The organism is Streptosporangium sp. NPDC023963 (assembly GCF_040639135.1).
Classification (GTDB): domain Bacteria; phylum Actinomycetota; class Actinomycetes; order Streptosporangiales; family Streptosporangiaceae; genus Streptosporangium.
In genome coordinates, this window is the sequence record NZ_JBEZZK010000003.1 from 405,026 (window position 1) to 431,682 (window position 26,657).

General features: G+C 70.9%; 22 protein-coding genes. 9 read left to right on the forward strand and 13 right to left on the reverse strand.

Features of this window, described 5'->3' with window-relative positions:
• Window positions 1-167 precede the first annotated feature (167 nt).
• Complete coding sequence (locus AB0F88_RS13020) at window positions 168-1,607, forward strand: RICIN domain-containing protein (protein WP_362681649.1); 1,440 nt, start codon at window positions 168-170, stop codon at window positions 1,605-1,607.
• Window positions 1,608-1,870: 263 nt separating this feature from the next.
• On the opposite strand, the gene AB0F88_RS13025 is transcribed toward AB0F88_RS13020, so the two are convergent.
• A complete protein-coding gene (locus tag AB0F88_RS13025; RefSeq protein ID WP_362681652.1) occupies window positions 1,871-2,983 on the reverse strand; it encodes an arabinogalactan endo-1,4-beta-galactosidase in 1,113 nt (370 codons plus the stop codon).
• A gap of 141 nt (window positions 2,984-3,124) precedes the next feature.
• Window positions 3,125-5,164 (reverse strand): beta-galactosidase, encoded by a 2,040-nt coding sequence (locus tag AB0F88_RS13030; RefSeq protein WP_362681655.1) that lies wholly within the window; start codon window positions 5,162-5,164, stop codon window positions 3,125-3,127.
• A gap of 339 nt (window positions 5,165-5,503) precedes the next feature.
• Here AB0F88_RS13030 and AB0F88_RS13035 point away from each other — a divergent pair, with 339 nt between their 5' ends.
• From AB0F88_RS13035 to AB0F88_RS13050, 4 genes are read left to right on the forward strand one after another with little or no spacing between them, the layout of a single operon-like run.
• The gene (locus AB0F88_RS13035; protein ID WP_362681658.1) at window positions 5,504-6,814 is read left to right on the forward strand and encodes a sugar ABC transporter substrate-binding protein; all 1,311 of its coding nucleotides are present in this window, start codon (window positions 5,504-5,506) and stop codon (window positions 6,812-6,814) included.
• Window positions 6,811-7,713: a sugar ABC transporter permease gene (locus tag AB0F88_RS13040; RefSeq protein WP_362681661.1), complete on the forward strand. Its 903-nt coding sequence runs from the start codon at window positions 6,811-6,813 to the stop codon at window positions 7,711-7,713. Before AB0F88_RS13035 ends, AB0F88_RS13040 begins: the two co-directional genes overlap by 4 nt.
• Entirely contained in the window at window positions 7,713-8,579 is an 867-nt protein-coding gene (locus AB0F88_RS13045; RefSeq protein WP_362681665.1) for a carbohydrate ABC transporter permease, read from the forward strand. The genes AB0F88_RS13040 and AB0F88_RS13045 overlap by 1 nt, the downstream gene beginning before the upstream one ends.
• Window positions 8,580-8,622: 43 nt before the next feature.
• Window positions 8,623-9,624 (forward strand): LacI family DNA-binding transcriptional regulator, encoded by a 1,002-nt coding sequence (locus tag AB0F88_RS13050; protein WP_362681668.1) that lies wholly within the window; start codon window positions 8,623-8,625, stop codon window positions 9,622-9,624.
• A 73-nt stretch (window positions 9,625-9,697) separates the two neighbouring features.
• On the opposite strand, the gene AB0F88_RS13055 is transcribed toward AB0F88_RS13050, so the two are convergent.
• Entirely contained in the window at window positions 9,698-10,963 is a 1,266-nt protein-coding gene (locus AB0F88_RS13055) for a hypothetical protein (RefSeq protein WP_362681671.1), read from the reverse strand.
• A gap of 215 nt (window positions 10,964-11,178) precedes the next feature.
• Window positions 11,179-12,759, reverse strand: a complete 1,581-nt coding sequence (locus tag AB0F88_RS13060) for a TROVE domain-containing protein (protein ID WP_362681674.1) — start codon at window positions 12,757-12,759, stop codon at window positions 11,179-11,181.
• An 808-nt stretch (window positions 12,760-13,567) separates the two neighbouring features.
• Here AB0F88_RS13060 and AB0F88_RS13065 point away from each other — a divergent pair.
• Both AB0F88_RS13065 and AB0F88_RS13070 read left to right on the forward strand, forming a co-directional pair.
• Window positions 13,568-13,825 (forward strand): hypothetical protein, encoded by a 258-nt coding sequence (locus AB0F88_RS13065; protein WP_362681677.1) that lies wholly within the window; start codon window positions 13,568-13,570, stop codon window positions 13,823-13,825.
• Between the two features lie 115 nt (window positions 13,826-13,940).
• Window positions 13,941-15,410: a pyridoxal-dependent decarboxylase gene (locus AB0F88_RS13070; protein ID WP_362681680.1), complete on the forward strand. Its 1,470-nt coding sequence runs from the start codon at window positions 13,941-13,943 to the stop codon at window positions 15,408-15,410.
• A 148-nt stretch (window positions 15,411-15,558) separates the two neighbouring features.
• Here the strand turns inward: AB0F88_RS13070 and AB0F88_RS13075 are convergent, their stop codons facing one another.
• The 3 genes from AB0F88_RS13075 to AB0F88_RS13085 form a co-directional block, all read right to left on the reverse strand.
• Window positions 15,559-15,897, reverse strand: a complete 339-nt coding sequence (locus AB0F88_RS13075; protein ID WP_362682490.1) for a type II toxin-antitoxin system PemK/MazF family toxin — start codon at window positions 15,895-15,897, stop codon at window positions 15,559-15,561.
• Complete coding sequence (locus AB0F88_RS13080) at window positions 15,887-16,111, reverse strand: hypothetical protein (protein ID WP_362681683.1); 225 nt, start codon at window positions 16,109-16,111, stop codon at window positions 15,887-15,889. The genes AB0F88_RS13075 and AB0F88_RS13080 overlap by 11 nt, the downstream gene beginning before the upstream one ends.
• 226 nt (window positions 16,112-16,337) lie before the next feature.
• Window positions 16,338-17,927, reverse strand: a complete 1,590-nt coding sequence (locus AB0F88_RS13085; RefSeq protein WP_362681686.1) for an RICIN domain-containing protein — start codon at window positions 17,925-17,927, stop codon at window positions 16,338-16,340.
• A 236-nt stretch (window positions 17,928-18,163) separates the two neighbouring features.
• Between AB0F88_RS13085 and AB0F88_RS13090 the strand changes: the two genes are divergently transcribed.
• The gene (locus AB0F88_RS13090; protein WP_362681689.1) at window positions 18,164-19,414 is read left to right on the forward strand and encodes an amidohydrolase family protein; all 1,251 of its coding nucleotides are present in this window, start codon (window positions 18,164-18,166) and stop codon (window positions 19,412-19,414) included.
• A 589-nt stretch (window positions 19,415-20,003) separates the two neighbouring features.
• Entirely contained in the window at window positions 20,004-20,480 is a 477-nt protein-coding gene (locus AB0F88_RS13095; RefSeq protein ID WP_362681692.1) for a hypothetical protein, read from the forward strand.
• A gap of 372 nt (window positions 20,481-20,852) precedes the next feature.
• On the opposite strand, the gene AB0F88_RS13100 is transcribed toward AB0F88_RS13095, so the two are convergent.
• The 6 genes from AB0F88_RS13100 to AB0F88_RS13125 form a co-directional block, all read right to left on the reverse strand.
• Window positions 20,853-21,200, reverse strand: a complete 348-nt coding sequence (locus AB0F88_RS13100) for an MmcQ/YjbR family DNA-binding protein (protein WP_362681694.1) — start codon at window positions 21,198-21,200, stop codon at window positions 20,853-20,855.
• A gap of 56 nt (window positions 21,201-21,256) precedes the next feature.
• A complete protein-coding gene (locus tag AB0F88_RS13105; RefSeq protein ID WP_362681697.1) occupies window positions 21,257-23,281 on the reverse strand; it encodes a phosphocholine-specific phospholipase C in 2,025 nt (674 codons plus the stop codon).
• Between the two features lie 157 nt (window positions 23,282-23,438).
• The gene (locus tag AB0F88_RS13110) at window positions 23,439-23,600 is read right to left on the reverse strand and encodes a hypothetical protein (RefSeq protein ID WP_362681700.1); all 162 of its coding nucleotides are present in this window, start codon (window positions 23,598-23,600) and stop codon (window positions 23,439-23,441) included.
• A 474-nt stretch (window positions 23,601-24,074) separates the two neighbouring features.
• A complete protein-coding gene (locus AB0F88_RS13115) occupies window positions 24,075-24,524 on the reverse strand; it encodes a PIN domain-containing protein (protein ID WP_362682493.1) in 450 nt (149 codons plus the stop codon).
• Window positions 24,525-24,526: 2 nt separating this feature from the next.
• Entirely contained in the window at window positions 24,527-24,985 is a 459-nt protein-coding gene (locus tag AB0F88_RS13120; protein WP_362681703.1) for a helix-turn-helix domain-containing protein, read from the reverse strand.
• Window positions 24,986-25,161: 176 nt separating this feature from the next.
• The gene (locus AB0F88_RS13125) at window positions 25,162-26,559 is read right to left on the reverse strand and encodes a DUF2786 domain-containing protein (RefSeq protein WP_362681706.1); all 1,398 of its coding nucleotides are present in this window, start codon (window positions 26,557-26,559) and stop codon (window positions 25,162-25,164) included.
• Window positions 26,560-26,657 lie beyond the last annotated feature (98 nt).

Below are 26,657 nucleotides of genomic sequence, written 5' to 3' on the forward strand. Positions count from 1 at the left end.
TCGTCATGAAACTTTCATGCCCCGCTTGACAGCGGGAAAGCGCTTACCTAACTTGTGGGTTGTTCGCTCACATGTACGCGGATCGCATATGTGAACGGCGAGTGCTCGCTGGGGGGACTCCGAATCGCAGGTCGTAGCGGCCTGCCGGACCAGCAAGGAGCTCGACTGTGCTGTATGGAATCAGCGGGAAGGCGGCCGGTGTCCTCGTCGCCGTCGCCGCCCTCGCCCTGTCGGGAACGGTGGCCGGCGTCTCCGCCGCCTCCGCCGCCGCACCCGCCCCGGGAAACTACAACCTGGTGAACAACGGCAGCGGCCTGTGCCTGACCGGCACCGGCTCTTCGGCCGGCGTCCAGCTCACCCAGAACGGCTGCGGCGGCGCGGGACAGGCGTGGACCGTGACCGGGAGCGGCACCCAGCTCAAGGCCGTCCACAGCGGCCTGTGCGCGGGCGTCAAGGACGCGAGCACCTCCGCGGGCAAGGCCGTCCAGCAGGAGAACTGCACCGGCGCCTCCTCCCAGACCTGGAACCTGACCGAGTCGGGCTCCAACTACCGGGTGGTCAACGCCAACGGTGGCAAGTGCCTCAACACCAAGGACAACTCCACCTCCTCCGGCGCCCTCGTCCAGCAGAACTCCTGCGATTCGGTGGCCACCAAGCAGTGGCGGCTCGTCCCCGCGGGCGGCGGCAACCCCGACCCGACGGTCACCCCCACCCCCGGCCCGACGCCCACGATCACCCCCACCCCCGGCAACCCGGGCGGCCTCGTCGGCTGGGCGACCCAGGGCGGCGGCACCACCGGCGGCGGCAACGCCTCGCCCACCACGGTCAGCAGCTCCTCGGCGCTGAGCAGCGCGCTCTCGTCGAGCGGCGCGGCCGTCATCCGGGTGTCGGGCACGATCTCCTGCTCCGGGATGCTCAAGGTCGGCTCCAACAAGACGATCATCGGCAACTCCGGCGCCACCATCGCGGGCTGCGGATTCAACATCTCCCAGGCCTCCAACGTCATCGTCCGCAACCTGTCCTTCCGCGACTGGAACGACGACGGCATCCAGGTCCAGTACTCGACCCGGGTCTGGATCGACCACAACACCTTCAGCAACGGCTACGACGGCGCCGTGGACGTCAAGCGGGCCAGTGACTACGTCACCATCTCCTGGAACAAGGTCACCAACCACGACAAGTCCATGCTGCTCGGCCACGACGACGGCAACGGCGGCGAGGACCGCGGGAAGCTGCGCGTCACCTACCACCACAACTGGTTCGACGGCACCACCCAGCGCCACCCGCGCGTGCGCTTCGGCAACCCGGTGCACGTCTACAACAACTACTACGGGAGCGTCGGCGGCTACGGCGTGGCCTCCACCGAGGGCGCGGGCGTCCTGGTCGAGGGCAACTACTTCGAGAACACCGACGACCCCTACCACCTCGGCGAGGGAGACTCCGGACCGGGCACCCTGGTCGCCCGCAACAACCACTTCGTCAACTCCGGCAGCGGCCAGGCCGGCGGCAGCGTGGCCTCCATCCCCTACTCCTACTCCCTCGACACCGCCTCCAGCGTCAAGTCGATCGTGACCGGCGGCGCCGGTGCCGGCCGGATCTCCATCTGACGTGGACCCCGCCCCACGTCCGACCCGCACCTGACCCGGGTCCGGCGAGGCACCGTTCCCGAGTGGCCGGGCTCCCCCCGCGGAGCCCGGTCAAAGGTCTTCCCGGGCCCGCGCGGGCCCGAATCCGTCTTCCCTGACCCGCTTTCCCGGGCCCGTTTTCCCTGACCCGTTTTCCCGGACCCGCGCGGGCCCGTTTCCCCGAGCCCGCGCGGATCCGTTTCCCCGGGCCCGCGCGTGGGCCCGGGGTCCGCCGCCGGCGCCGGTCAGCGCCGGGCGAACGTCCTGACGGTGGGAAGCAGCCGGTCGTCGAAGCCGAACAGGGCCTGGTTCTCCCAGCCGTTGCCCGAGGAGGGGTCGGCCGGGTCCCAGCCGTTGCCGGGCACTCCCGTCCAGGTGGCCTCCCAGTAGAAGACGCCCAGGCCGAGACCGCCGGGGACGGACCTGACCGCGTCCGCCACGTCCCGCATCATCGCGGCCTGCCCCTCGGGGGTGGCCGGGTATCCGGGGTACGGCTCGGCGGAGGTGATGATGTTCTCCCAGCCGTCGTCGTCCGCGGTGGTGAAGGGGTAGGCGGTCTCCACCACCACGACCGGCCTGCGGTAGCGGGCGGCGACGTCGTGCAGGTTGGCGCGGAACGCCTCCAGCGTCCCGTGCCAGAAGGAGTAGTAGGACAGGCCGATCACGTCGTAACGGACGCCGTTGGCCGCGGCGCTGTCGAACCACCAGCGGTACAGGCCGTTGTCCGCGCCGTCGGCCAGGTGGAGCACCACCTTCGTCGAGCGGGACACGGCCTTGGCCGCGTCGTGGCCCGCGTTGAGCAGCGCGGCCAGGTTCGGCCAGTTGTCCCAGCGGCCGTCGGGCCAGAGCAGGCCGCCGTTGAGCTCGTTGCCGATCTGCACCATGTCGGCCCTGGTGCCCTGGGCCTTCAGCGCGCTCAGCACGTCGTGGGTGTGATCGTAGACGGCTTGTCTGAGCTCCTCGAACGGCAGCGCGCTCCAGGCCGCGGGCTTGTTCTGCTTGCCGGGGTCGGCCCAGCCGTCGGAGTAGTGGAAGTCGACCAGCAGCCCCATGCCCCGGGCCTTCGCCCGCTTGGCGAGGGCCAGGACCTGCGTCTTGGTGTTGTAGCCGTCGGCCGGGTTCACCCACACCTTCAGCCGGACGTAGTTGAGGCCGGCCGAGCGCAGGATGGCCAGCGCGTCGCCGCGCCTGCCGTCCGGGTGGCGGTAGACGCCGCCGAGCGCCTCCGACTTGGCCAGGCTGGAGACGTCGGCGCCCCTGATGGGCAGCGCGCCCCGGTCGTGGCCGGTCGCGGCGTGCGCCGGTTGGCCCGCGGCGAGCGCGGCGGCGCACAGCAGCACCGCCAGGATCTTCCTCATCGTTTCTCCATGGGGGAAACCTCCGCCTTCGCGGAGGAGGGGGATGGCGACCTTCTCGCGCCGCTCGGAAGTGACGTGAGGAGGTCCGGGAGACCCCGGTGGCGCGCCGCGGTCAGGTGGCCGGCGCGACCCCGGGGACGATCACGCGTCCCGGGCCAGCTCGACGACCGTGACGCCGCCGGCGGGCACGGTCGCCGACCCGGCGTGCGCGGCGCCGTCGAACACCCCGGTCCCGCTCACCCCCGGGACGGTGACCGGCTCGTCGCCGTGGTTGAGAAGGAAGAGGTGCCGGCCCCGGCGTACGAGCTCCAGCGTGTCCGGCAGGCCCCTCGGGCGGGACACGCCCGCCAGGTCGAGGACCGCGCGCAGGAGCGCGCGCAGATCCGTTCCCGTGACGTCCGCCGGGGCCTCGGAGCGGGGGGACGGGTCCGGGGCCGGATCGAGGGCGGTGGCGACGTACCAGGCCGTGCCCGCTCCCAGCTCGTGGCGGGTCACCGCGGGGTGGCCCGCGTCCGGCCCGCCGGTGAAGGCGTGGACGGCGCGCGCCCCGGCGAGGCGGATCCGCTCGGACCAGATCCGGCCGGTCAGGCCGTCGTCGCCGACGGGCACCGTGCCGCTCTCCGGCAGCGGGTGGAACTCCTCCACCGACAGGCCGAGCACGTCGCGCAGCGCGCCGGGGTGGGCTCCGGGGTGGATGGCGTCGTTCTCGTCGACGATCCCGGAGAAGCAGGAGACGACCAGGTGCCCGCCCGCCTCGACGTAGCGGCGCAGGTTCTTGCCCGCGGCCTCCGTGAGCAGGTAGGAGCTGGGGACGACGACCATCCGGTACGCCGATAGGTCGGCGGCGGGGTGGGCGAAGTCGGCGGTCACGTGCTCGCGCCAGAGCGCCTCGTAGTAGGCCTCCACGCGCTCGCGGAAGCGCAGGTCGACCGAGGGGCGCCACTCCAGCTCCAGCGCCCAGTACGACTCCCAGTCCCACATCAGCGCGACCTCGGCCTCGACGCGGGAGCCGCGTACCCCGGCCAGCCCGCGCAGGTCGGCGCCGAGGGCGACCACGTCGCGCCAGAGGCCGGAGTCCGTCCCGGCGTGCGGCAGCATCGCCGAGTGGAACTTCTCCGCGCCGTGGCGGGAGGCGCGCCACTGGAAGAACAGCACCGAGTCCGATCCGCGGGCGACGTGGGCGAGGCTGTTGCGCCGCATCTCCCCCGGCCGCTTGGCGAGGTTGCGCGGCTGCCAGTTGACGGCGCCGGTCGAGTGCTCCATGAGCATCCACGGCCGCCCGCCCGCCACCGAGCGGGTGAGGTCGGCCGCCATGGCCAGCTCGATGTGGTTGTCGGCCCGCCCGGCGTCGAGGTAGTGGTCGTTGGAGACGACGTCGACCTCGCCCGCCCACCGCCAGTAGTCCATCGGCTCGCAGTTGGGGATCATGAAGTTGGTGGTGACCGGCAGGTCGCAGAAGCGGCGGATGGCGTCGCGCTCGCGGCGGAAGTTGGCGATGTGCGCCTCGACGGAGAAGCGCGCGTAGTCGAGCTGCAGGGCCGTCAGCTGGCCGGCCGGTGCGATCCTCGGCGGCTCCACCTCCTCGAACGAGCCGTAGGTCAGCCCCCAGAACGTGGTCCCCCAGGCCGCGTTGAGCGCCGCCACGTCCCCGTGCCGCTCGCGCAGCCAGTCGCGGAACGCCTCGGCCGAGGTCTCGCAGTAGCAGCGCGCGTTGGCCCAGCCGTACTCGTTGTGGACGTGCCACATGGCGACCGCCGGGTGCCCGGCGTAGCGGGCGGCGAGCCGCTCGGCGATCCGCTCGGAGGCGGCGGCGTACTCCGGGGAGCTGGGACAGAAGCTGTGCCGGGAGCCGCCGGCGATGACGCGGCCCTCGCGGTCGACCAGGCGGGCGCCGGGGTGGGCCGTCCTGAACCAGGTGGGCGGGGACGAGGTCGGCGTCGCGAGGTCGACCATGACTCCGGCGGAGTCCAGCAGGTCGACGATCCTGTCCAGCCTGCCGAAGTCGTAGACCCCCTCGGCGGGCTCCAGCAGGCTCCAGTTGAACATGCCGAGACTGACCAGGTTCACCCCGGCCTCGCGCATCAGCCGGACGTCCTCGCGCCAGACCTCCTCCGGCCACTGCTCGGGGTTGTAGTCCCCGCCGTACGCGATGCCCCCTGGCAGGGCGGGATATCCGGGCAACGACTCCCCCTCGAATGATTTCTGTGAACGTGCACAGTAATCTACGACCGGCAGCCACGGAAGACCACCCACGAGATGCTCGATATTTCCGGGGGTTAACAAGAACGTAACGGGCATTGACAGCACCCGTCGACGGATTTCAGTCTGTGAACGTTCACAGATGTTTCCGGCGGCCTTCCCGCCGCCTCCCCCGGCGACCCGGCCGGAGCCTCGCCGGCGGCCTCCCCGCGGTCTCCCCGGCGACGTCGCCGGTGGTTTCGCCGGCGGCCCCGCAGCGGCCTCCCGGCGGCCGACTCCCTGACATGAAACCCCCATACGGAACCCCACCCGGAGGAACACATGCAGACAAACCGGCTCGCAGCGGTGGCGGCCGCGATCCTCGCCACCGCCCTGGCCGGGTGCTCCGGCACTCCCCAGGAGCCGGCCGCCCCGGACGCGCAGAGCTCGGCCCCCGCAGGGCCGGTCAAGCTCACCTACTGGACCTGGGTCCCCAACATGGACAAGATCACGGCGGTCTGGAACCAGGCCAACCCCGACATCCAGGTCACGGTCAGCAAGCAGGCCGGCGGCGACGACGCGGCCACCAAGTTCCTGACCGCCGCCAAGGCCGGCAACCCTCCCGACCTGGTCCAGGCCGAGTACCAGATGCTGCCCTCCTTCGTCGCCGCCGACGCGGTGGCCGACCTCACGGCCGAGGTGGGGCAGGCGAAGGGCGAGTTCGGCGAGGGCGTCTGGGGACTGGTCACGCTCGGCACCGACGCCGTCTACGCGCTCCCCCAGGACAGCGGCCCGATGATGCTCTACTACCGCAAGGACCTGTTCGACAAGTACGGCGTCGAGGTGCCCAAGACCTGGGACGAGTACGCCGAGGCCGCCCGCACCGTACGGAAGAAGGACCCCAAGGTCTTCCTGGGGACCTTCTCCAGCAAGGACCCCGGCTCCTTCGTCGGGCTCGCCCAGCAGGCGGGCGCCCAGTGGTGGTCGATCAGCGGCGAGTCGTGGAAGGTCGCGGTCAACGACGCGGCCACCACGAAGGTCGCCGACTACTGGGGCGGCCTCGTCAAGGAGGGAGCCATCGACGACCAGCCGTACTTCACCCCCGAGTGGAACAGGGCCCTGAACGACGGCAGGCTGCTGACCTGGCCCTCGGCGGTCTGGGCGCCCGGAGTGCTGTCCAGCAACGCCCCCAAGGCCAAGGGGAGGTGGGCGATCGCCCCGCTGCCGCAGTGGAACGCCGGCGAGAGCGCCAGCGGCTTCTGGGGCGGCTCCTCCACCGCGGTCTCCGCCAAGTCCCCCCACCGGGCCGCCGCCGCGAAGTTCGCGACCTGGCTCAACACCGACCCCGAGGCGCTCGGCCTGCTCGTCAAGGAGGGGGCGGTCTACCCGGCCGCCACCAAGGGCGGCACCATGCTCGGCGAGGCCCCCGACTACTTCTCCAACCAGCCCGACTTCTGGCAGCAGGCCGCCACGATCGCCACCGGCGCCCGGGGCTTCACCTTCGGGCCGAACGTCAACGTGACCTACAACGCCTTCAAGGACGCCTTCGACAAGGCCTTGCAGGACGGATCGGCGTTCTCCGGCGCCGTCGCGAAGATGCAGGACGCGACGGTCGCCGACATGCGGAAGTCCGGATTCCAGCTCACCCCATGACACGACGCCCCCGCGACGGCGCCCGCACCGCGAGCGCCGTCCCCTACCTCTTCCTCGCACCGGCCATGGCGCTGTTCACGCTCTTCATGGCCGTCCCCATCGCCTACACGGCCTACCTCAGCCTGCGGCGCACGAAGGTCTCCGGGCTGGGCCTGGGCAAGAACTCCCGGCGCGAGGTCTTCGCCGGCCTCGACAACTACGCGGCGACGCTCGCCGACGCCGAGCTGTGGGCCGGCTGGCTCCGCGTCCTGGGCTACGGCCTGCTGGTGCTGACGGTCATGCTCGGGCTCGCCCTGCTGTTCGCGCTGCTGCTGGACTCCGCGCACGTGCGGCTCGCGCGCTTCTCCAGGATCGCCCTCTTCCTGCCGTACGCGGTGCCGGGCGTGGCGGCCACCCTGCTGTGGGGCTTCCTCTACCTGCCGAGCCTCAGCCCGTTGCGCCAGGTGCTCGACGTCGACCTGCTCGGGGCGGGCACGGTGGTCCTGTCCATGGCGAACGTGGCGGTCTGGGGCGGCGTCGGCTTCAACATGCTGGTGCTCTACACCGCCCTGCGCGCCGTCCCCCGGACCTACTACGAGGCCGCCAGGATCGACGGGGCGAGCGAGATCCAGATAGCCCTGCGGATCAAGGTCCCGATCCTGCTGCCCGCGATCATCCTGACCACGGTGTTCTCCATCATCGCCACGATCCAGGTGTTCACCGAGCCGACCACCCTGCGGCCGCTGACCAACACGATCAGCTCGACCTGGAGCCCGCTCATGAAGGTCTACCGCGACGCCTTCGTCACCGGCGACCTCTACTCGGCCGCCGCCACCTCGATCGTCATCGCGGCGATCTCCCTCGTCCTGTCGTTCGGTTTCCTGCGCGTCGTCCGCGACCGCGCCTTCGGGGAGGGCTGATGGCCACCACGACCCTCACCGGGGCCTCTCGGGGGCGCCGCCCGGCCGGTGTCATGCCGACCGCGATCCTGCTGCTGGGCGCGCTCTACTGCCTGCTGCCGGTCAGCTGGGTGCTGGTGGCCGCGACCAAGTCGAAGGCGGAGCTGTTCTCCACCTCGACCTTCGCCCCCGGCACCGGGCTGCTGTCCAACCTCTCGGACCTGTTCGCCTACCGCGACGGCGTGTTCTGGCTGTGGATGCTGAACACGCTGCTGTACGCGGGCGGCGGCGCCCTGCTGTCCACGGCCGTCTCGGCCGTCTCCGGCTACACCCTGGCCAAGTATCGCTTCCCCGGCCGGAACCTGATCTTCAACCTGCTGATCGGCGGCATCCTGGTGCCCGCCGTCGTGCTGGCCATCCCGCAGTATCTGCTGTTCTCGAGGATCGGGCTGGCCGACACCTACTGGTCGGTCCTGCTCCCGCAGATCCTGCACCCGTACAGCATCTATCTCGCGCGCGTCTACGCCACCGCCGCCGTCCCCGACGCCCTGCTGGAGGCCGGGCGCATCGACGGCGCCGGGCACTGGCTGCTGCTGCGCCGGGTGGCCCTGCCGCTCATGCTCCCGGGCATGGTGACCATCTTCCTGTTCCAGTTCGTCGCGATCTGGAACAACTTCCTGCTGCCCTTCATCATGCTGGGCGACGACCAGAGGTTCCCGCTGACCGTGGGGCTCTACACCCTGCTCGCCGCGGGGGCGAACCAGCCCTCGCTCTACAACCTGATCCTCACCGGCACGCTGCTGTCGATCGTCCCGCTGATCGCGCTGTTCCTCACGATGCAGCGCCACTGGCGGACCGACCTGGCCGGCGGAGCCGTGAAAAGCTAGCGGCCGGGCCGATCGGCGGCCGGTCGAGGGGACAATGAGGAGCATGGCGAAGCGTCCGACCATCCACGACGTCGCGGCGGTGGCGGGGGTGTCCCGGGGAACGGTGTCCCGGGTGCTCAACGACGACCGGTACGTCAGCCCCGCCGCGCACGCCGCCGTCAAGCGGGCCATCGCCGAGACGGGCTACGTGCTCAACCGGGCCGCCCGCAGCCTGGTCACCCAGCGGACCGGCTCGGTGGTGATGGTCCTGTCCGAGCCGCAGGAGAAGCTGTTCGAGGATCCCACCTACAGCGTGCTGCTGCGCACCGCCACCCGGCGGCTCGCCGAGCGGGACGTGTCGCTGGTGATGATGATCGCCGGAAACGACGGCGACCGCGACCGGGTGATCCGCTACCTGCGCGGCGGCCACGCCGACGGGGCCTTCCTGGTCTCCACCCACGCCGGCGACAGGCTGGTGGACGCGCTGGTGGACATCCCGGTGGCCGCCGTCGCCCAGGGGGCCGTCATCGGGCGGGAGAACGTGATCCCCTACGCGGCGGCCGACGACCGCGAGGGCGCCCGGCAGATGACGCGCTACCTGGTGGAGCGGGGCCGCAAGCGGATCGCCACCATCACCGGCCCGCTCGACACCCCCGGCGGCGCGCTGCGGCTGGAGGGCTTCGCCGACGTCCTCGGCAGGAAGGCGAGCAGGAGGCTCATCGAGCACGGCGACTACACCCAGCTGGGCGGGGAGAGCGCGATGGCCCGGCTGCTGGAACGTGCCCCCGACATCGACGCCGTCTTCGTCGCCTCCGACCTGATGGCCGCGGGCGCGCTCTCCGCCCTGCGCGCCGCCGGGCGGCGGGTGCCCGAGGACGTCGCGGTGGGCGGCTTCGACGACTCGGCCGTGGCGCTCACCACCCACCCGCCGCTCACCACCGTCCGGCAGCCCCTGGAACGGGTCGCCGAGGAGACCGTCCGCCTGCTGCTCGCCCTGATCGACGGCGCCGAGCACCTGGAGCCGGTGATACTGCCCACGACCCTCATCGTGCGCGAGTCGACCTGACCGGTCGGGCCGCCCGGGCGGCCCGACCGGGCGAGCGGCGGGATCGAGCGGGATCGAGCGGAATCGAGCGGGATCAGCGACCGGGTGAGGACCCGTTCACGGTCAGGACGTGCTCGGTCTCGATGGCGGGGAAGGTGCCGGTGTCGACGATCCCGTGCTCGCGGAAGGCGGCCTCCAGCAGCGCGTAAGCCTTGGGCTCCAGCTTCCACAGGGCCCGGCACTCGCGGGCGGTGGCCAGCGAGACGCCGGTCTCGTGGGCGATGTCGTCCGCGCGGGGCACGAACTTCCGCTCGATCTGCTTGTCCCAGTACTCCCGCGCGGCGCGTATCTGGGCCGCGCGCCGCGCCGTGTCGACGATCGGCGGCGGGACGTCCAGCACGTGGAACTCCTCGTCGTCATCGTCGACCGGGGGCCGCAGCGCCGCGGGACCCGCGGCCACCGCGCGGCGCCCGGACGGCTCCGCCGGCGCCTCGGGCTCCGGGGCCCACGGCACGGGCGGGGTCAGGTCGATCAGCGCGGAGGTGTTGTAGAGGGCACCGATCTGGGAGAGCAGGGCCTCCTGGCGCGCGGAGTCGACCGCCAGGCCGCTGTGCTCCACCGCCCGGTCCATGGCACGGTCCAGCTTGGTGAGGGCCACGCGCATCTTCCTCTCCGACGCCCCCGAGGCGCGGAGCGCGCGGGCGCGCTTGGCCGCCAGCGCGACCCGGGTGAGCCTGCGGTGGGCGTCCACCTCGCTCGCCGTACGGTCGCTGACCTCGGCCAGCCCGACGCGGACCAGCGCGCGTTCCGGAGTGATCCGCCAGTTGATGCGGGAGCGCCCCGTGATGCGGTGGCGTTCGATCGCCATGCCGCGCTCCCACAGCCAGGCCGCCACCAGGGGGGCGGCGAGCCGGAAGACGGCCTCGGCGACGCTGCGGGCGTCCATGCTCGACAGCACGGCCGTCAGGCCGGTGAGCGCCCACACGGCGACGCCGTCGATGCCGGCGGAGAAGTTCTCCCGCATGTTGCGGCGCGCCCGGACGGCGCTGGTGATGACGGCGACCTCGATGAAGGCGAAGAGCAGCAGCCGCAGGGGGCCGTCGAAGCCGAGCACGTCACCGGAGAAACGCCACATGCCCTGGGCGGAGACGCCCGTCGCGATGCTGGCGGCGACGATGGTGAGGATGTCCTCCGCCGGACGGGGCGCGATGTGACGGTGGTAGAAGCGGACCGCGACGCGCCGGGTCGCGCGCAGCACGAAATACGCCACGACCAGGAGGACGAGGGCGAACACACCGATGATGACCGTGAGAACCGGCTGGTCCGATGCGAAGGTGGTGATTTGATCGATGGGGGGCATCAGTCACTGTCCGTCAGTCTCGATGTCCGACAGGATATCCAGCGATCATTCCAGAATGTCGGCGGCTTGTTCGCGAAACGGGCGCTCACCCGCGTGACAGATGTGAACACAGTTGCGATGAGGATCAGTAAAGATCACGACGCCCGGACGGCCGGGCGGATATCGGCCGGACGGTCTCCCACCCGATCGACACCGGCCCGGCCGACCGGCGGAGGTCAGAACGGCCAGCTCGCGTCGCCGCCCCGCTCCAGCAGCGGGATCAGCCGGAACGACGCGTCGGAGAAGCCGCCGAACTCGTGGCGGCCGCCCGAGCCGGTCGGCATCGCCGCCCGCCGGTAACCCTGCAGGTTGAAGCCGTACATCGGAACGCGCTCCGGCACCGCGCGGGTCACCTCGGCGCCGTGGTGGCCTCTCATGGTCTGCATGTCCGACAGGATGACGACCCGGTCGTGCCCGCGGTAGGCGCGCCTGATTGCGGTGGCGATCTGCGTGCCGTGGCCGACCTCGCCGACACGCCCGCAGAACCGGTCCATCTCCTTCAGGACCGACGCGCCCCGGCCCACCCTGTGATGGAACACGCCGTCGGCGAAGCCGTGGAGGTCCACCCGCTCGCCGCGGGCGGCGAGCGTCACCCCGAACAGCGCCGCCGCCTGGACGGGCGTGACGGCCGAGCGCGCCGAGACCGTGCCGGAGGTCATCGACGCCGACGTGTCCACGAGGACGAGGGTGCGCCCGCCGAACGACGGCACGTTGCCCGTGGCGAGCGTCAGCGCCCTGTCCAGGGCGTGGCCCCAGCGCGTGCTCGGGGCGTTGCGGTACGCGGAGTAGAACCGGAACGGCAGCTGCCGCGACCCGGCGACCTCACCGGGGTCGGTGAGCTTCGCGGCGACCCGTCCCGCCACCTCGTCGGAGACACCGGCCTCGTCGAAGTTCCTCAGGTTCCTGATCAAGGACATGTAGCCCATCGACGGGATGACCGCCTCCCACGCCTCGCGGTCCATCGGGCCCTGGAGCCACCCGGCGAGCGCCTCCCAGGTCATGCCCGCGGCACGCAGGCGACCGGGGTCGGCCAGGACGGCGCGCCGCGCCTCGACCGGCAGTGCCGCCAGCCCCGCGCGGGCGCGCAGCGTCGCCAGCGCGTCGTGGATCGGCTTGTCACGGCCGTGCCTGCGGTCCAGGGCGTGCGCGAACAGCTCGCCCTGCCACGCCTTGTCCGCCGCCGGAGCGGGGTGGACGAGGTCGATGACGTCGGCGAAGCGGAAGCCCCTGGTGCCCGTGTCGTACTTGAGCAGGCCGCGCTCGGTGTACAGGCGCCGCACGGCGTCGGCGACGCCGCGCTTGACCGGCTTGGGGATCGCCCGCCCGTACGTGGACGTCCAGTAGGCGAGGGCCTCGCCGGGCTCGTCGGCGCGCTGCAGGACACCGTCCACCAGCTGCCGGTTGAGGCCGTGCAGACCGGCGGCGAGCCGCGCCCTGACCGACTCCAGCGCGGCGACGACCGGGGCTGTGCGCATGTTCGCCTCACCGCGCAGCCAGGGCAGGAAGCGGGCCGTCCACTCGCCGTCCTCGACCGCGACCCGGTGGACGAGCCGGCGGAACCGGTCGTCGCGGTCACCGGCCTTCTCGTAGAAGGTGTTCTCGCCGACCATGTTCGACACCGCGAGGAGGAAGAGCTCGCCCTTGGCGTCGCGGGCGTATCCGGGGGCGCCCTCGTGGGTGAGACCGGAGGGAACCCGCCCGGTCCTGACCGGGCTGGAGACGGCCGGCCGGTTGGTCGCGGTGTTGAACTTGGACATGGTCGGGCCTTTCTCTGCGGGTTCCGTGTCTCCCGCGCGCCGGTCACGCGCGCACGGCCGTACGCCTCCCGAGATCGAGGTGACCGCGGGTGCCCTGCCTGACGGGCGGCGGCCCCGCTGAGTGGAGCCGCCAGGAATCGAACCTGGAAGTAACCGCGATCGGCGCACCGGGAGGCGCGTGGACGTTTTACCGGGCCTTCCCGAGATCGGAGCCGGCGACGGAACGAAAGCGTGCTGCCTTTACACCACGCGCCGCAGGAGTCGGGCGGCGCGCCGGGAATCGAACCCGGACCATTCGGTCCCAAACCGAAGTAACCGCTGCCTTCGCACCGGGAAGGTCGATATGAATTTGTGGTCTTCCCCGAGGTCGAGATCGGCCGCGGACCTGACGTGCTGCCGTTACACCACAGCGGCCGGAGCCGGAGCCGGGAGTCGAACCCGGACCATCGCTTTGGAAGAGCGAAGTAGCCGCCGCCTTCGCACCGGGGAAGCGCGTATCGAGTTGTCGGGACCTCGTGTTCCGGAGACGGCTCCGGCGCGTTCTTCCCGCGATGTTCTTCTTACGATGTTCTTCTCGCGTTGGACGGCCGGTTTCGTTTCCGAATCCCGAGGCGTTCACAACGGTAGCGACCACCGCCGCACACCACATCTCATTATTCGCCGGAAAATAGGGGTGGCAGGGGCCGGCTACGGGGCGAAAATGTCGGTCCCGGGAGAGACGATGGAAGGTGAACACGGGCCGAACCACCGACGGGGACGCGATCGAAGTTCCGCAGGACCTCCGCGCCTCCCGGGAAAGGATCACGTGATGACGACCCTGATGAACGTGTCCGACCTGGCACAGGTTCTCTTCGCCTCCGAGCTGCAGGCCTCGGACGACCCCTCCCCCGATCAGGTACGGATGATCATCGAAGGCCGGATCCGTGCCTGCCGTGCCGATCTCTCCGACTGCGCCGCCCTCGTCGCCCAGGAGGCCGGGGACCACCCGGAGGCGTACGCGAGCCGGATGCGCTGGGCGCTGTGCGAGGCCGGCCGGGTCCGCCCGTCCCTCTCCCTCTCGACCTGACCACGACTTCTCTTTGATGACTTGACGACCTGACCACGACTCCTTCGCCACCTCACCACGCCGTGCCCGGACGGGTCGCTCGCCAGACGGCCGAGCGGCGTCGTAGCGTCGAGGAATGGACGCCAGAGACGAAGCGGGCACCCCGCGCATCCCCGAAGGCCGGCTGCCAGGCACCCCGGAGGAGCCGTGGGCCGTTCGCGGATCGCTCGGGGCCGATCACGCCCGCGTCCCCGAGCTGCTGGAGGCCACCCGCGCGTACGCGGTGCGCCTGCTCGGCGGGCTCGACGACCGGCCGGTGGCGCGGACGCCGGCCAGGCCCGCGCCCGCGTCCCTGCCGGAGGCGGGGATCGGCCTGGAAGGGGCACTGGGTGAGTTCGCGCGGCGGTGGGAGCCGGGCTTCGCGGCCGGCGCGGGCCCCCGCTACCTGGGCTTCGTCACGGGCGGCGTGACGCCCGCGGCGCTGGCGGGCGACTGGCTGACCGGCACCCTCGACCAGAATCCCACCTCGGGCCTGGACTCGCTCGCCCCCGACCTCGAACGGGAGACGGCCGCCTGGCTGCGCGACCTCTTCGGCCTGCCGCCCGAGCACGAGGGGACGTTCGTCAGCGGCGCGACCATGTCCACCTTCGCGGGCCTGGCGATCGCCAGGGAGTGGCTGGGCGAGCGGCTCGGCGTGTCGCCGGCCGAGGAGGGCGCGGCCGCGCTCGGGCCGGTGACGGTGCTGTCGGGAACCCCGCACTCCAGCGTCGTCAAGTCGCTGTCCATGCTCGGGCTGGGACGGTCGGCGATCCGGCGGGTCGGCCTGCTGCCGGGGCGGGAGGCGGTGGACGTGGCCCGGCTCGCCGAGGAGCTCGACCGGCTGGACGGCGCGCCGGCGATCGTGGTCGCCAACTCCGGCACGGTGAACACCGTCGACTTCGACGACCTGCGCGCCATCGCGGCCCTGCGCGAGCACCACCCGTTCTGGCTGCACGTGGACGCCGCGTTCGGGGCCTTCGCCGCCCTCTCCCCCGAGCACGCCCACCTCGTCGCGGGCCTCGGCGAGGCCGACTCGGTCTGCGTGGACCTGCACAAGTGGCTGAACGTGCCCTACGACAGCGCGATCCAGTTCACCCGCCGCCGCGACCTGCAGACCCGCGTCTTCCAGAACTCCGCCGCCTACCTCGGGCCGGTGGGCGACGACCCCGACTTCGTGCACCTGACCCCGGAGAACTCGCGGCGCCTGCGCGCGCTGCCGGCCTGGTTCACCCTGGCCGCGTACGGGCGCGAGGGGCACGCGGAGATCGTCCGGCGCGACGCGGCCCTCGCCGCCGGGCTCGGCGAGCGGATCGCCGCGATGCCCGGCTACCGGCTGCTCGCCCCCGTACGGCTCAACGTGGTCTGCTTCACCCTCGCCTCCTCCCCCACCCAGGCCCGGGTCGGCGAGGTGGCCGACGCGATCACCGCGTCCGGGGAGGCCTTCCTCACGCCGACGGTCTACGAGGGGGTGCCCGCGCTGCGCGCCGCGTTCAGCAACTGGCGTACCACCGAGGCGGACGTGGAGCGGGTCGCGAAGGTCCTTCGGGAGGTCGCGCTCAAGCCGTGAGTTCGCCCGGCGCACCTGTCGGCGACGACCCTGACCGATTCCTGGCACAGGTCTCGTATCCGAGACACCGGAAAAGTCTCCGATCGATTTTCCCGACGCGACCCTCGTGTCGGCACCGGCTGTGGAGTCACGGTGAGGGAGCGATCTACTACATCTCTCTGCTGTCTCTGCAAAACAGGCCGAGGAAGCCGTGCAGTGTTCTGCCGAGCTCGTGGAGCTCATCTGGGTCGAGGCGGCCCGCGAAGTCTCCAAGCCGGGAGACGTCGGCGGATCTCATCTGGTCGATGAGCACGCGAGTCGCCTTACCGTTCAGTTCGATCTCAGGGCGGAAAATCGCAGGGCCGGCGCTGGTCGATGTGGGGGCGACGACCAGGGTGGAGAGTGTGGCGAAGGTGTCCGACTGCAACACCACCGCGAATCGTTCGCCGCGTTGCTCGTGGCCGACCGTGTCACGAAGAGCGCGTAACCGGTAGACGTCACCCCGCATCCGCGTCACCGAACTCACGGTGGATCGCCCGGATCTCGGCCAGATCATCCGGATCGTTGGCCAGTCTCTCCGCGTCGGCGCGTGCCTGTTCCAGCCAGCGAAGCCGCCCCGCGACGCGGATCGCCTCACGGATCACATCTGCGGTGGATCTGCCCTCGGAGGTCAGCTCGGAGAGAATCCGCTCCGTGTCCTGGTCGATCTCAACAGTCAACATGGCCATATCTTCACTGTACGACGAGGCGTCTCGCAGGCTTTCGATCGAATTTCGTGAACGCTCGGATACTTACCGTGACGACGTTCCGATAAGTCGAACGCCGCCAGTTCCCACCCGCCATGTCCGATCCGGCCGACGGGGTGGCCGAATCGGACAGCGCGGACGGTGGAGCGGTCCCGCCCCGTAGGGAATCAACAGGAAACGGGATCGCCGGGCGACGGGATCTCTAGGGAATCGTGTCCGCGCCGCCGACGCCGGCGCCCGCGGGCGGCGGGGTGGAGGAGGCGGATCCAGCCGAGTAGGAGTACGACGGCCGCGAGACGGCGCCGTCGGCGCGCAGCCAGTCGCTCATGGTGCTGCCGCTGCTCTGCGCCCGCCGGATCGTGGCGATGTCGTAGAAGTTGGTGCTCGCCCAGGTGAGGCTCGCGTCGCCGAAGTCCTCGGTGATCGTCTTGGCGCCCTTCACGTGGTTGCTCTCGGCGTAGATCCTGCCGTTCACACCCAGGCCGATGAAGTAGTCGTCGACGTCCACGTAGTTGGCGAACACGTGGGCGTATCCGAACCGCACCCTCGGGTGGCGGGTGTTGGACCCGTCGAACCAGTTGTGGTGGTAGGTGACGTTCAGGTAGCCGGTGTCCTGGGAGCCGTTGCTGTCGCTGTGGCCGAGCAGCATCGACTTGTCCGTGCCGACGTAGCGGTTGTACGAGACCGTCGCCAGGTCGGACCCCCGCTTGATGTCCACCGAGCCGTCGGCGGACGGGTAGAAGGTGTTGTGGTCGATCCACACGTGGTGGGAGTAGCACTGCACGTTGACGGAGTCGTCCGGGGAGTTCCTGAACGACAGGTTCCGGATGATCACGTTCTGCACGTGGGTGAACCTGTCCCGCTCGGCGGGGTCGCAGAGGTCGCCGCCCCAGGCGACCTCCTCCGGGCCCCAGCCGTTGACGTCGAGCCCGAACCCGCTGATCGTCGCGTTCGCCCCGACGCCGATGATGGTCTTGTTCGACCCGACGTCCAGCATGTCCGCGCCGTTACCGGTGATCGTGCCCGACACCCGGACGATCCGGGGGGTGTCGTCGGCGACGGCCGCCGCCAGCTGCGCGTAGGTGCCGACGGTCACCGTCTGACCGCCCGAGCCGCCGTTCGTGCCGCTGCGGCCGTACTTGCCGAGGGTCGCGAAACCCACCAGGCCGCTCGCGTTGCCCGGGTTGCCCGGGGTGGGGGTGACCGTGGGAGTGGGAGTGGGAGTCGGGGTCGGGGTCGGGGTCGGGGTGGCCGTGGGGTCGGGGTTGCCGCCGCCCGCGGGGGCGAAGCGCCACTGCTTGGTGGCGACCGAGTCGCAGGAGTTCTGCTGGACGAGGGCGCCGGAGGAGGTGGAGTTGTCCTTGGTGTTGAGGCACTTGCCGCCGCCCGCGTTGACCACCCGGTAGTTCGACCCGGAGGCGGTCAGGCTCCACGTCTGGGAGGAGGCGCCGGTGCAGCTCTCCTGCTGAACGGCCTTGCCCGCCGAGGTGCTCGCGCCCTGGACCCCGGCACACTTGCCGCTGTGCGCGGCCCTGAGCTGGAACCCGCCGCCGGCGGCGGTCAGGTTCCAGGTCTGGCCGGCGGCGCCGCAGCCGGACTGCGTGAGCTGCACGCCGTCGGAGCCGCCGGCGCCGGGGACGGTCAGGCACAGGCCGCTGCCCGCGTTGACGAGGGTGTAGGCGCCGGGTGCCGGATCGGCCGCGGCGGCGGAGGTGCCGAACGCCCATCCGGACGCGGCGACCGCGCCGACGATGACGACGGCCACGACCCTCCTGACGAATCTGCTCTTCACAGCCGAACTCCTTGCTGGTCCGGCAGGCCCGCACGGCCTGCGTTCCGGATCCCCCCAGCGAGTGCGCACCGCTCACATGAGTGAACACGTCCGTGTCGACGGACAAGCAACACCATAGGAAAGCGCTTTCCAGCTGTCAATGAGCGGGAAACTTTCACATGGACAGCCGGTCGCGGGGCGGCGGCTCGGCGGGTCCGGCCCTCACGGTCCTCGCGGCGTGCTTCTACCGTGCTGTCATGGACACTCCGGACCTCCTCATCAGGAACGCCACCCTGCGCGGCCGCCCCGGCAGGTGGTCGCTGGCCGCCACGGGCGGGCTCATCGGCCTCGTCGCCGAGGACGACCCCGATCTCGGCCCGGCGACCGGCGTGACCCTCGACGCCGACGGCGCCCTGGTCACCGAGCCGTTCGTGGACGCCCACCTGCACCTGTGCAAGGTCCACACCCTCGACGAGGCCGGGCCCGGCGCGCTCTCGGAGTACACCGGGGGCACGATGGGCGCCGCGATGGGCGCCATCGAGACGGCCGCCGCCGTCAAGACCGGCCAGACCGCGCGATCCGTCCTCGAACGCGCCCGTCCGGTGCTCCTGGAATCCGTACGGCACGGCGTCCGGGCGGTGCAGGCCTTCGCCGACATCGACCCGCGGGCGGGACTCACCGGGCTGGAGGCGCTGCTGGCGCTGCGCGAGGAGTTCCGCGGAGTGGTCGACGTGCGGGTGGTGGCCTTCCCGCAGGACGGCCTGCTCCGCGAACCTGGGACCGAGGAACTCGTCACCGAGGCCGTACGGCGCGGCGCGGACGTGGTGGGCGGCATTCCCTGGATCGAGTGGACCGACACCGACGCCGCCGAGCACGTGAGGCGCATGGTCGATCTCGCCCGGCGGCACGGCCTGCGCGTCGCCATGCTGGTCGACGACGCCGGGGATCCGGGGCTGCGCACGGCCGAGATGCTGGCGCGGGAGCTTCTGGAGCGGAACATGATCGGACGCGGCAGCGCCCAGCACGCCAGGGCGATGGCGCTCTACCCCGAGCCGTACCTGCGCCGTCTGGCCGGGCTGTGCCGCGCCGCCGGACTCGGTTTCGTCAGCGATCCGCACACCGGGCCGCTCCATCTGCCGGTCTTCCGGCTGGCCGACGCCGGGGTCCCGGTCGCGCTCGGCCAGGACGACATCGAGGACGCCTACTACCCGTTCGGGCGGCACAACCTCCTGGAGGTGGCCTTCCTGGCGGCACACCTGCTCGACGCCCGCACCGACGCCGCCCTGGAGCGGCTGTACGACATGGTGACCGTCGACGCCGCGCGGGTCGTCGGCCTGCCCGCCTGCCGCCTGGAGCCCGGCGCCCCCGCCGACCTGGTGATCCTGGAGGGGCGGACCGTCCGCGAGGCCCTGACCCGGCACGCGCCGCCCCGGCACGTCGTCGTCGCGGGCCGGGTCGTGGCCTCGTCCGTCCTGCACACCTCCTTCGGGCCGGGTGTCCCGCGCTGACGGGCGCGGGCGAACGCCGGGCGCCGAACGGCCGAGGCGGAGAGACCGGCACGGCCCGGAAAAACGGGGCCGGGAAACCGGCACGACGCCGTACCGGGCAAGACGGGAGATCAGCACGGCGGGGAACGGGCAAGGCCGGGGAAACCAGCACGATGACGAACCCGCGAAGCCGGAAAAACGAGCAGGGGGACGGACGCGCGAAGCCGGGGAGACCGGCGCCCAGGCGCCCTGGCGGCCCCGGATCCGCGGGATTCTTCCCGCGAAAACAGGCACTCAGGCGGAGACGATCTACTGAACTCTGGCGGTTCCGCCGCGGATGACATCCTTTCGGGACACGAGCCTTCGGCGGGAGCCGGTAGCCGAGCGTTACCGATCGCTCTCTTTCCGCGCCTTTCCGCTACCTCCGGGTAATCCGACCGCCCCAAGGCTTGGGGATCCGCTAGCAGACTCCCGGGACTCCCCCACTTACCGTGAGAGTAGGTTACGCATCGTGTCGGCGTCCTCCTTGACGCGGCACGGCGCTCCGCCAGCCCGGGCATCGCCCAGGGCTCGACCGATTCGACACCGATTCGACGTGGAGTGATCTGCCATGACCATGATCAGGAACGCCCTCGCCGCCGGAGCCATGATGGCCTCCGCTCTCATCGTCCCCATGGCGATGCCGGCCTCGTCCGCCACCGCCGGTACCGTGGCCGTGACCACCCCGGCCGGCGCCACCTCCGTCCTGAAGCCCTGCCGCGAGCACAAGAACCCCGACAGGTGCCGCGCCCGGCGTGAGTACCGGCGCGAATACATGCGCGAGCGCGGGCGTGAGGACCGGCGCGAGCGCGGACGCGAGTACAGAGGCGAACGCCGGCGCGAGGGCATGAGCGAACGCCGGCGCGAAGGTATGAGCGAACGCCGGCGCGAGGGCATGAGCGAACGCCGGCGCGAGGGCATGAGCGAACGCCGGCGCGAGGGCATGAGCGAACGTAAGCGCGATCGCGTCGGCACCGGCAGGGGCGTCGGTATCGGTGGCGGCATCAGCGACAGCGGCAGGGGCTCCGGCCGCGGGATCAACAACTGACAGGCGGCCGGCGTGCGGCTGACGCGGTGACCGGCGGCCAGAAGGCCACCACCGTGACCGCGAGCCACACGCTCGCCTCCCCGTGAGGCGGACCGGGCCCCGTACGCTCGCCTCCCCATGAGGCAGGCCCGGCCAGGCTCACGAAAGACCGTTCCGCGACGGGCGGCCCGACCCACCGAGCATTCGGGGGCGAGCCGCTCGTCACCCCAGGCCCGGCGGGCCCGGGGGTTCGCCCGTGTGCGCCCGTGTGCGCCCGTGTGCGCCCGTCGCGAAACGAGACCGATCACCGTGGAATCCCCGCTTGTACGTGCGGGCCGTGGAATTCCCCGTGTCTCTTCTACGTCTACGGTCAGCGCTCGTGTGTGTACGCGGTCAGTGCGCGGCGGCTTCGTGGGCGTCGACGAGCTGTTTGGGAGCCGTCAGGCACCACGCCTCGGTGACCAGCTCGAACAGCTCATCCGCGTCGATCTTCGCGAGGTGCACCACGACCCAGCCGAACCGGCCCGCGGTGAACTGGATCTCGAACACCTCCGGCCGCTCCGCCACCAGCGCGAGCTGCTCCTCGATCGTCGACTTGAGCCCCACGGTCTCCGTCTTCTCCCACAGGTAGCCGAAGCCCTTGCCCCGCACCTTCAGCGAGACCCACTCACCGCCGTCGCCCTGCTCGGTCTCGGGCAGTTGCTTCACCATCTCCAGGAATTCATCCACGCTCACACCCATGGCCCACGGTTTACCAGAGCGCACCGACATTTATCCCCGATCCCCCTCGGCGTACGTCAGCCCGTGACGCCCGGCTCGCCGTTCTCGATGTGTCCCATCAGGCGGCGGGCGAAGCCGGTGTCCCCGGCGACGGTGATCCACAGGTCGTACCATCCGGTCGCGGCCCGCCACGGCACCCGCGCGGTCTCCCCGGCCGCGAGCCGCAGCGTCCGCGCCGCCCCGCCGTAGGCCAGAGGGGAGATCGTCACGTCGGCCGGTTCGTCACCGGTGTTGACGACGACGACCTCGATCGTCCGCGTGGCCGCGTCGATCACGCTGGACGTCTCCACCGGGTCGTCCGTCCCGCCCCGGAACTCCCTGCGGAAGCCGTTCGGCCCGGTGAGGACGAGGGCGTACGTGGGACACGGGAAGTAGACCACCTCGCGGGCGTGGCCGAGCACGTCGAAGTGCAGCGGCCGGACGAGCTCCCCCATGTAGCCGTACAGCGCCAGGTGCGCGCTCTCCGTACCGGTGTTGCTCATCGCGATCTCGACGGCGCGGCCGCTGGTCCGCGCCGAGGCCTCGGGCCGGTACGGCAGCGCGCGGGCGGGCCTGACACCCGGTTCCCTGCCGGGCATCCGCTGCTCGGCGGGGGCGTCGGGGTACCAGCGGCCGGTCGGGACTCCCTGGGCGGCTGCCGGTGCCGTCGGCGTTTTCAGCACTTCCAGCGCTCCCGATGTTTCCGGCGTTTCCGGCGCGAGCCACGCCTCCGGGCGGGCGAAGTCGAATGCGGAGGTGAGGTCCCCGGCGACGGTCCGCCGCCAGGCGCTGATGTCGGGGGCCCTGATGCCGAGCCAGGTCTCCAGGAACCGGACCGTGGAGCTGTGGTCGAACGTCTGGGAACAGACGTGGCCCCCCACGCTCCACGGCGACACGACGATCATCGGGACGCGCATGCCCAGCCCGATGGGCCGCCCGCCGACGAACTCCCCCGGGGTTCCGTCCGGCGGGACGGGCGGGGGGACGTGGTCGAAGAAGCCGTCGTTCTCGTCGTAGGTGACGAAGACCGCGGTCTTCGCCCACACCTCCGGACTCGAGGCCAGCGCGTCGAGGATCCGGTAGACGACCTTCCCGCTCTCCACGGCCGAGGAGCCCTCCGGGTGTTCGGAGTCGGCGAGCGAGGTCACGACGTACGAGACGGCGGGGAGGCGTCCGGCCGCCACGTCGGCGGCGAACCAGTCCCCCAGCCCGCCCGTCCGGGTGCGGCGCAGCGCCCGGTCGTAGAGCACCCGGTCGGCCGGGTCGAGGTGGGCCACCCTCTCCTCCAGCTCGGCGAGCATCGGCGCGGGGTCCTCGGACGCGCGCACCTTCTCGTAGAAGGAGTGCATGCTGCTCTGCCCCAGTTTCGCCATGACCGCCTTGAACGTGGCGAAGAACTCCAGGTTGTTGCACTGGTAGTTGTCCCACTCCTGGTAGACCTGCCAGGAGTGCCCGGCCCGGGTCAGCAGCTCGGGCACCGTGGTCCAGGAGTAGCCGGGGTGCCCGTCCTCCTCGCAGGCTCCGTTGTCGACGGCCCGCTGTTCGGTGCCGGGCTCGTGGCCCGTGTGGCCGGAGACGTGGTAGTTGCGGTTCGGCGTCGTGGAGCTCAGCACCGAGCAGTGGTACGCGTCGCAGATCGTGAACGTGTCCGCCAGCTCGTAGTGGAACGGGAGGTCGTCGCGGTCGTAGTACGCCATGGTGGACGGGCCCTTGTTGGGCACCCAGGCGTCGTTCCAGCCCATCGCCCAGGCGTTCTGGGTGCCGAGCCAGCTGTGGTCGTGGGTGTCGAGCAACATAGGGTCGGCTCCCGCACGCCCGGCGGCCTCCCTCAGAGAGAAGGGCAGGATTCCGTCCTGCTCGAAGACCGGACGCAGGGCACGGGTGGACACCGCGTTGCGGTCCCCGTAGCCGCGCACCCCGCGCATCCGGCCGAAGTAGTGGTCGAACGACCGGTTCTCCTGCATGACGAAGACGACGTGCTCGAGGTCGGAGAGGGTTCCGGGAGGGGCGGGCCGCGCCAGCAGGCGCACGAGAGAGGGGGGAAGGGCGGACGGTGCCGACATTGACGCATCCCTTTAACGGCATTTCGGGCAAGCCTCAACCTAACAACCCGGCTCCGTCCTTCCCATACCCGGGATCCGACCTCGCGGCCCCGTCCGCGGGCCAGTCGATGTCGTCCGGCAGCGCCAGCCGCACGACCCCGGAATCGGGGACCCGCGATCAGACCCTCCCACCGGTCACGCCCGCCCCGGCCTCGCCTCCCTCGGGACCGTCGACGCGCTCGTGGCGCGCCCAGCGACCGTTCACTTTCAGCTCGGCCGTGTCACCGCCCACGAATACCGTGCACCCCAGGGCGGAGGGCATCAGGCTGGCGGTGGTCACATGAGAACAGGCGAGCCACTAACCCGGTTCGCTGACCGCGCCGTTTCCCTCGTAACAGCTGACCGCGCCGTTTCCCTCGTAACAGGACGTGGAGAAGGCCTGCTCGCCCGGAACTCCGGATAAAACCGGCTCCTCCTGCTTGCCGCGACTCGACCTTCCTCAGGTTCGGGCATCGAGATTCGGGGTGTCGACGGCGACCGTGTGGCGCTACGCGGAGGAGACGGTGGCGTTGCGTCGGCGCGCTCGCCGACGCTCGACCAGGCATTGCGCAAGACCAAGCGGGACCGAGTTGCACTACCCCGTGCTGGACGGCACGCTCAACGCCCAGCCGATGAGGGTTTCACCCCGAGGAGAGCGTCAGGCGTTGAACCGGCCACCTCGCAGCGCGGCGACCGACTCCACGAGACCGGCGTTCTCTAATGCGTGGAGCACATCCTCGATCGTCTCCGGTGGGTTCACCCGGGAGTCCACGATCTACTGGACGCAGGCCCACACGATCCGGTCGTCCATGTCGATCTGGTCGAGCACGAAGTCATCCGGTGATTTGGCTTCCAGGTTCCATATGGCCAGCTCCTCCGCCGGGAAGTCCTTGAGGTTGGATGTGACGATGACCCGCGCACCCGCTTTGATCGCGGCTGCGAGCACGTGCCGGTCACCTGGATCGGGAAGTTTCAGACCTTCCATCAGGGGCTCGTACCCCTCGACCAGACAGTCCCGCACAGCGGCGTTCATGAGATCGCGCAGTCGTGACAGTCTGTCCGCCGGGATGTCGGGACGGTCGGCCGCGAGGTTTCCGAGTGTCTCGTCCAGGATCTCGTTCGTCCATCTCGCCTGCACCATGCCTGCCTGGGCGATGCGGATGAGCAGGTCTCGAAGCGTGTTGCCGTAGAGGACGTTGGCGTCGTAGACCGCGACGAAGGCCACGGTCAAAGCCCCAGTTCTTGGCCGAGCGCGGCGAGATCGTCGGCAGCGGTCCGCCGCTTCAGATCATCGCGCCGCTTGTAGTCCATGAGATCTTCAGCGGTGATGCGACGGTGCTTTCCCACCATCCGGTAGGGGATCGTCCCGGACTCCAGCAATCCGATCAGGTAGGGGCGGGACACATTCAGCATGTCCGCCGCCTGCTGGGTGGTCAGCTCGGCGTGGGAAGGGATGACCGAGACACCGCGCCCCTCCGCGGCCTGGGTCAAAATGTAGGCGAGCAGGCTCACCGCCTCGCGCGGGAGGATCAGGGCGTCTTCGTCGCCGAGTTCGCCGGTGACCGGGATGGCCTCCTTGCCGGGACACCGCATGAGATAGTCCTTGATCCGCCTGACGGCACGGGCTGCGACCTGGGCGTCTATCGCCCCTGGCTCGATCGAGTGCTTGACGTGGATGCCGGTCATGTCCACCTCCCTCTCCTCATCGCATTATCCGAAACAAACGAAATAAACGCAACAGAGGTGGCCGAGGTGCCGGCGATCTCGTAGGGGAACCGACTCGTTCTGCTGCCGCCCGCCCCGCCGACACCGCTTCCTTTGTGCCTTCCTCAACGTGCCGGCAATGGCTCGGCGGACACCGATCAGCCGGTGACTTCGGTGCCGCCGTGCAGGGTGGCGAGGTCGGCGGCGGCGCGGCCGGAGAGCCAGCCGTCACGGTTGTAGGACGGGGCCACCGGGCGTGAGGTCAGCTGGGGGAACATCTCGTCGACCGCCTCGTCGACCGCCTGGTCGCGGGCGGCCAGCACGGGGAGCAGGTCCGTGCCCGAGCTCGCGGCGGCCTCGCGCACCGCCTCCCCGGTGGCCTCGGCCAGGCGCTCGCCGATCCGCTGGGCATAGGAGGTGAGGAACGACTGCCGGAAGGAACGGGTGGTGGAGCGGCCATGGCCGTCGCGGCGGGAACCGGCGTGCACCATGGCGGTGGTGGCCTGCACCAACAGCGAGGTGAACAGCAGTTCTACCGCGTCCAGATCGGCGGGGAAGCCGAGCACGGTGGAGAAGCCGAAATCACTGCTCCATACGGAGCGGCAGCGGTTGGCCGCGGCCACCGTGTCGACCAGCACCGCCTTGGGCCCCTCGTAGGGGGCCTCGACACCGATCCGGCGGCCCGCGGGCTGGTCGGTGGCGCTTTGGCCGTGTGCCGCGGCGGCCAGCAGTGCCGCATCGATGCTGTGCTTGGCCATCAGCCGCTGCGCCGCCGCGGTGAAGGTCTCGGCCTCGGCGGGGAACTCAGTCGACTCGGCCTTGGCCAGCAGCGCCCTGACCCGGGTCAGCATGCGCTCGTCGACGGCTGGGCCGCGTCGCAGGGTGGCGTGCCGGGCGGTGCCCGGCGGCGCGATCAGCCGCTCCAGCCGGGGAAGGGTGGCCAACAGGCAGATCAGCTGGAGCAGGAGGGTGACCAGGGCGGCCCGGTCCAGGCGTTCGCGCTCGCCGCGTGCCCGTGAGTAATCATCGCCTTCCCACCAGACCTTCGCCTCCAGCGCCGACAGCTGGCCGTGCCATTGGGGGTCGACGGTGACCGCGGCATACTTCTGTGCCTCGTCGGCGATCGCGTCGGTCAACAGCCGCACGTGCCGGGCGCCGAACTCCTTGCGGGCCATCCGCGCGACGTCGGCGGGCTGCCAGCCCCGCTGCCAGACGTCGGCCAGCTCGTGCCGGAGCGTGGCGGTCAGCGTGCGGTCGGCGACGCGCCGCCATCCGCTGACTCCGGGCCGCTCGACCAGCGCCGCCGCGCTCCGTTCGAACCCGTCGGTGTCGCCGTCCAACCGGGCGTGCACCGCCTGCGACACCAACTGCTCGGCGAGCACGGCGGGGCTGAGCATCCAGGACTGGTCGAACGGCGAGAACCCGGCCTTGCCGGGGAAGCCGAACGGCGAGAAGTCATGCGGCCCGGCCCCGTGGGGAGCCCCTGTGTCCCTGGGCTGCCGCCGCTTGCGCTCCTTCTCCTTGGCTTTGCGCCGTTCCCGGTTGGCCTTGCCCATCGTCGACTGCTCCTTGTTTCCGCTCGCTGGAGATCTACGTCGTTCCGGGTTGCCCGCGACGCCGGTGAACCGATCACGGTCGCGTGGATCGCCGATCG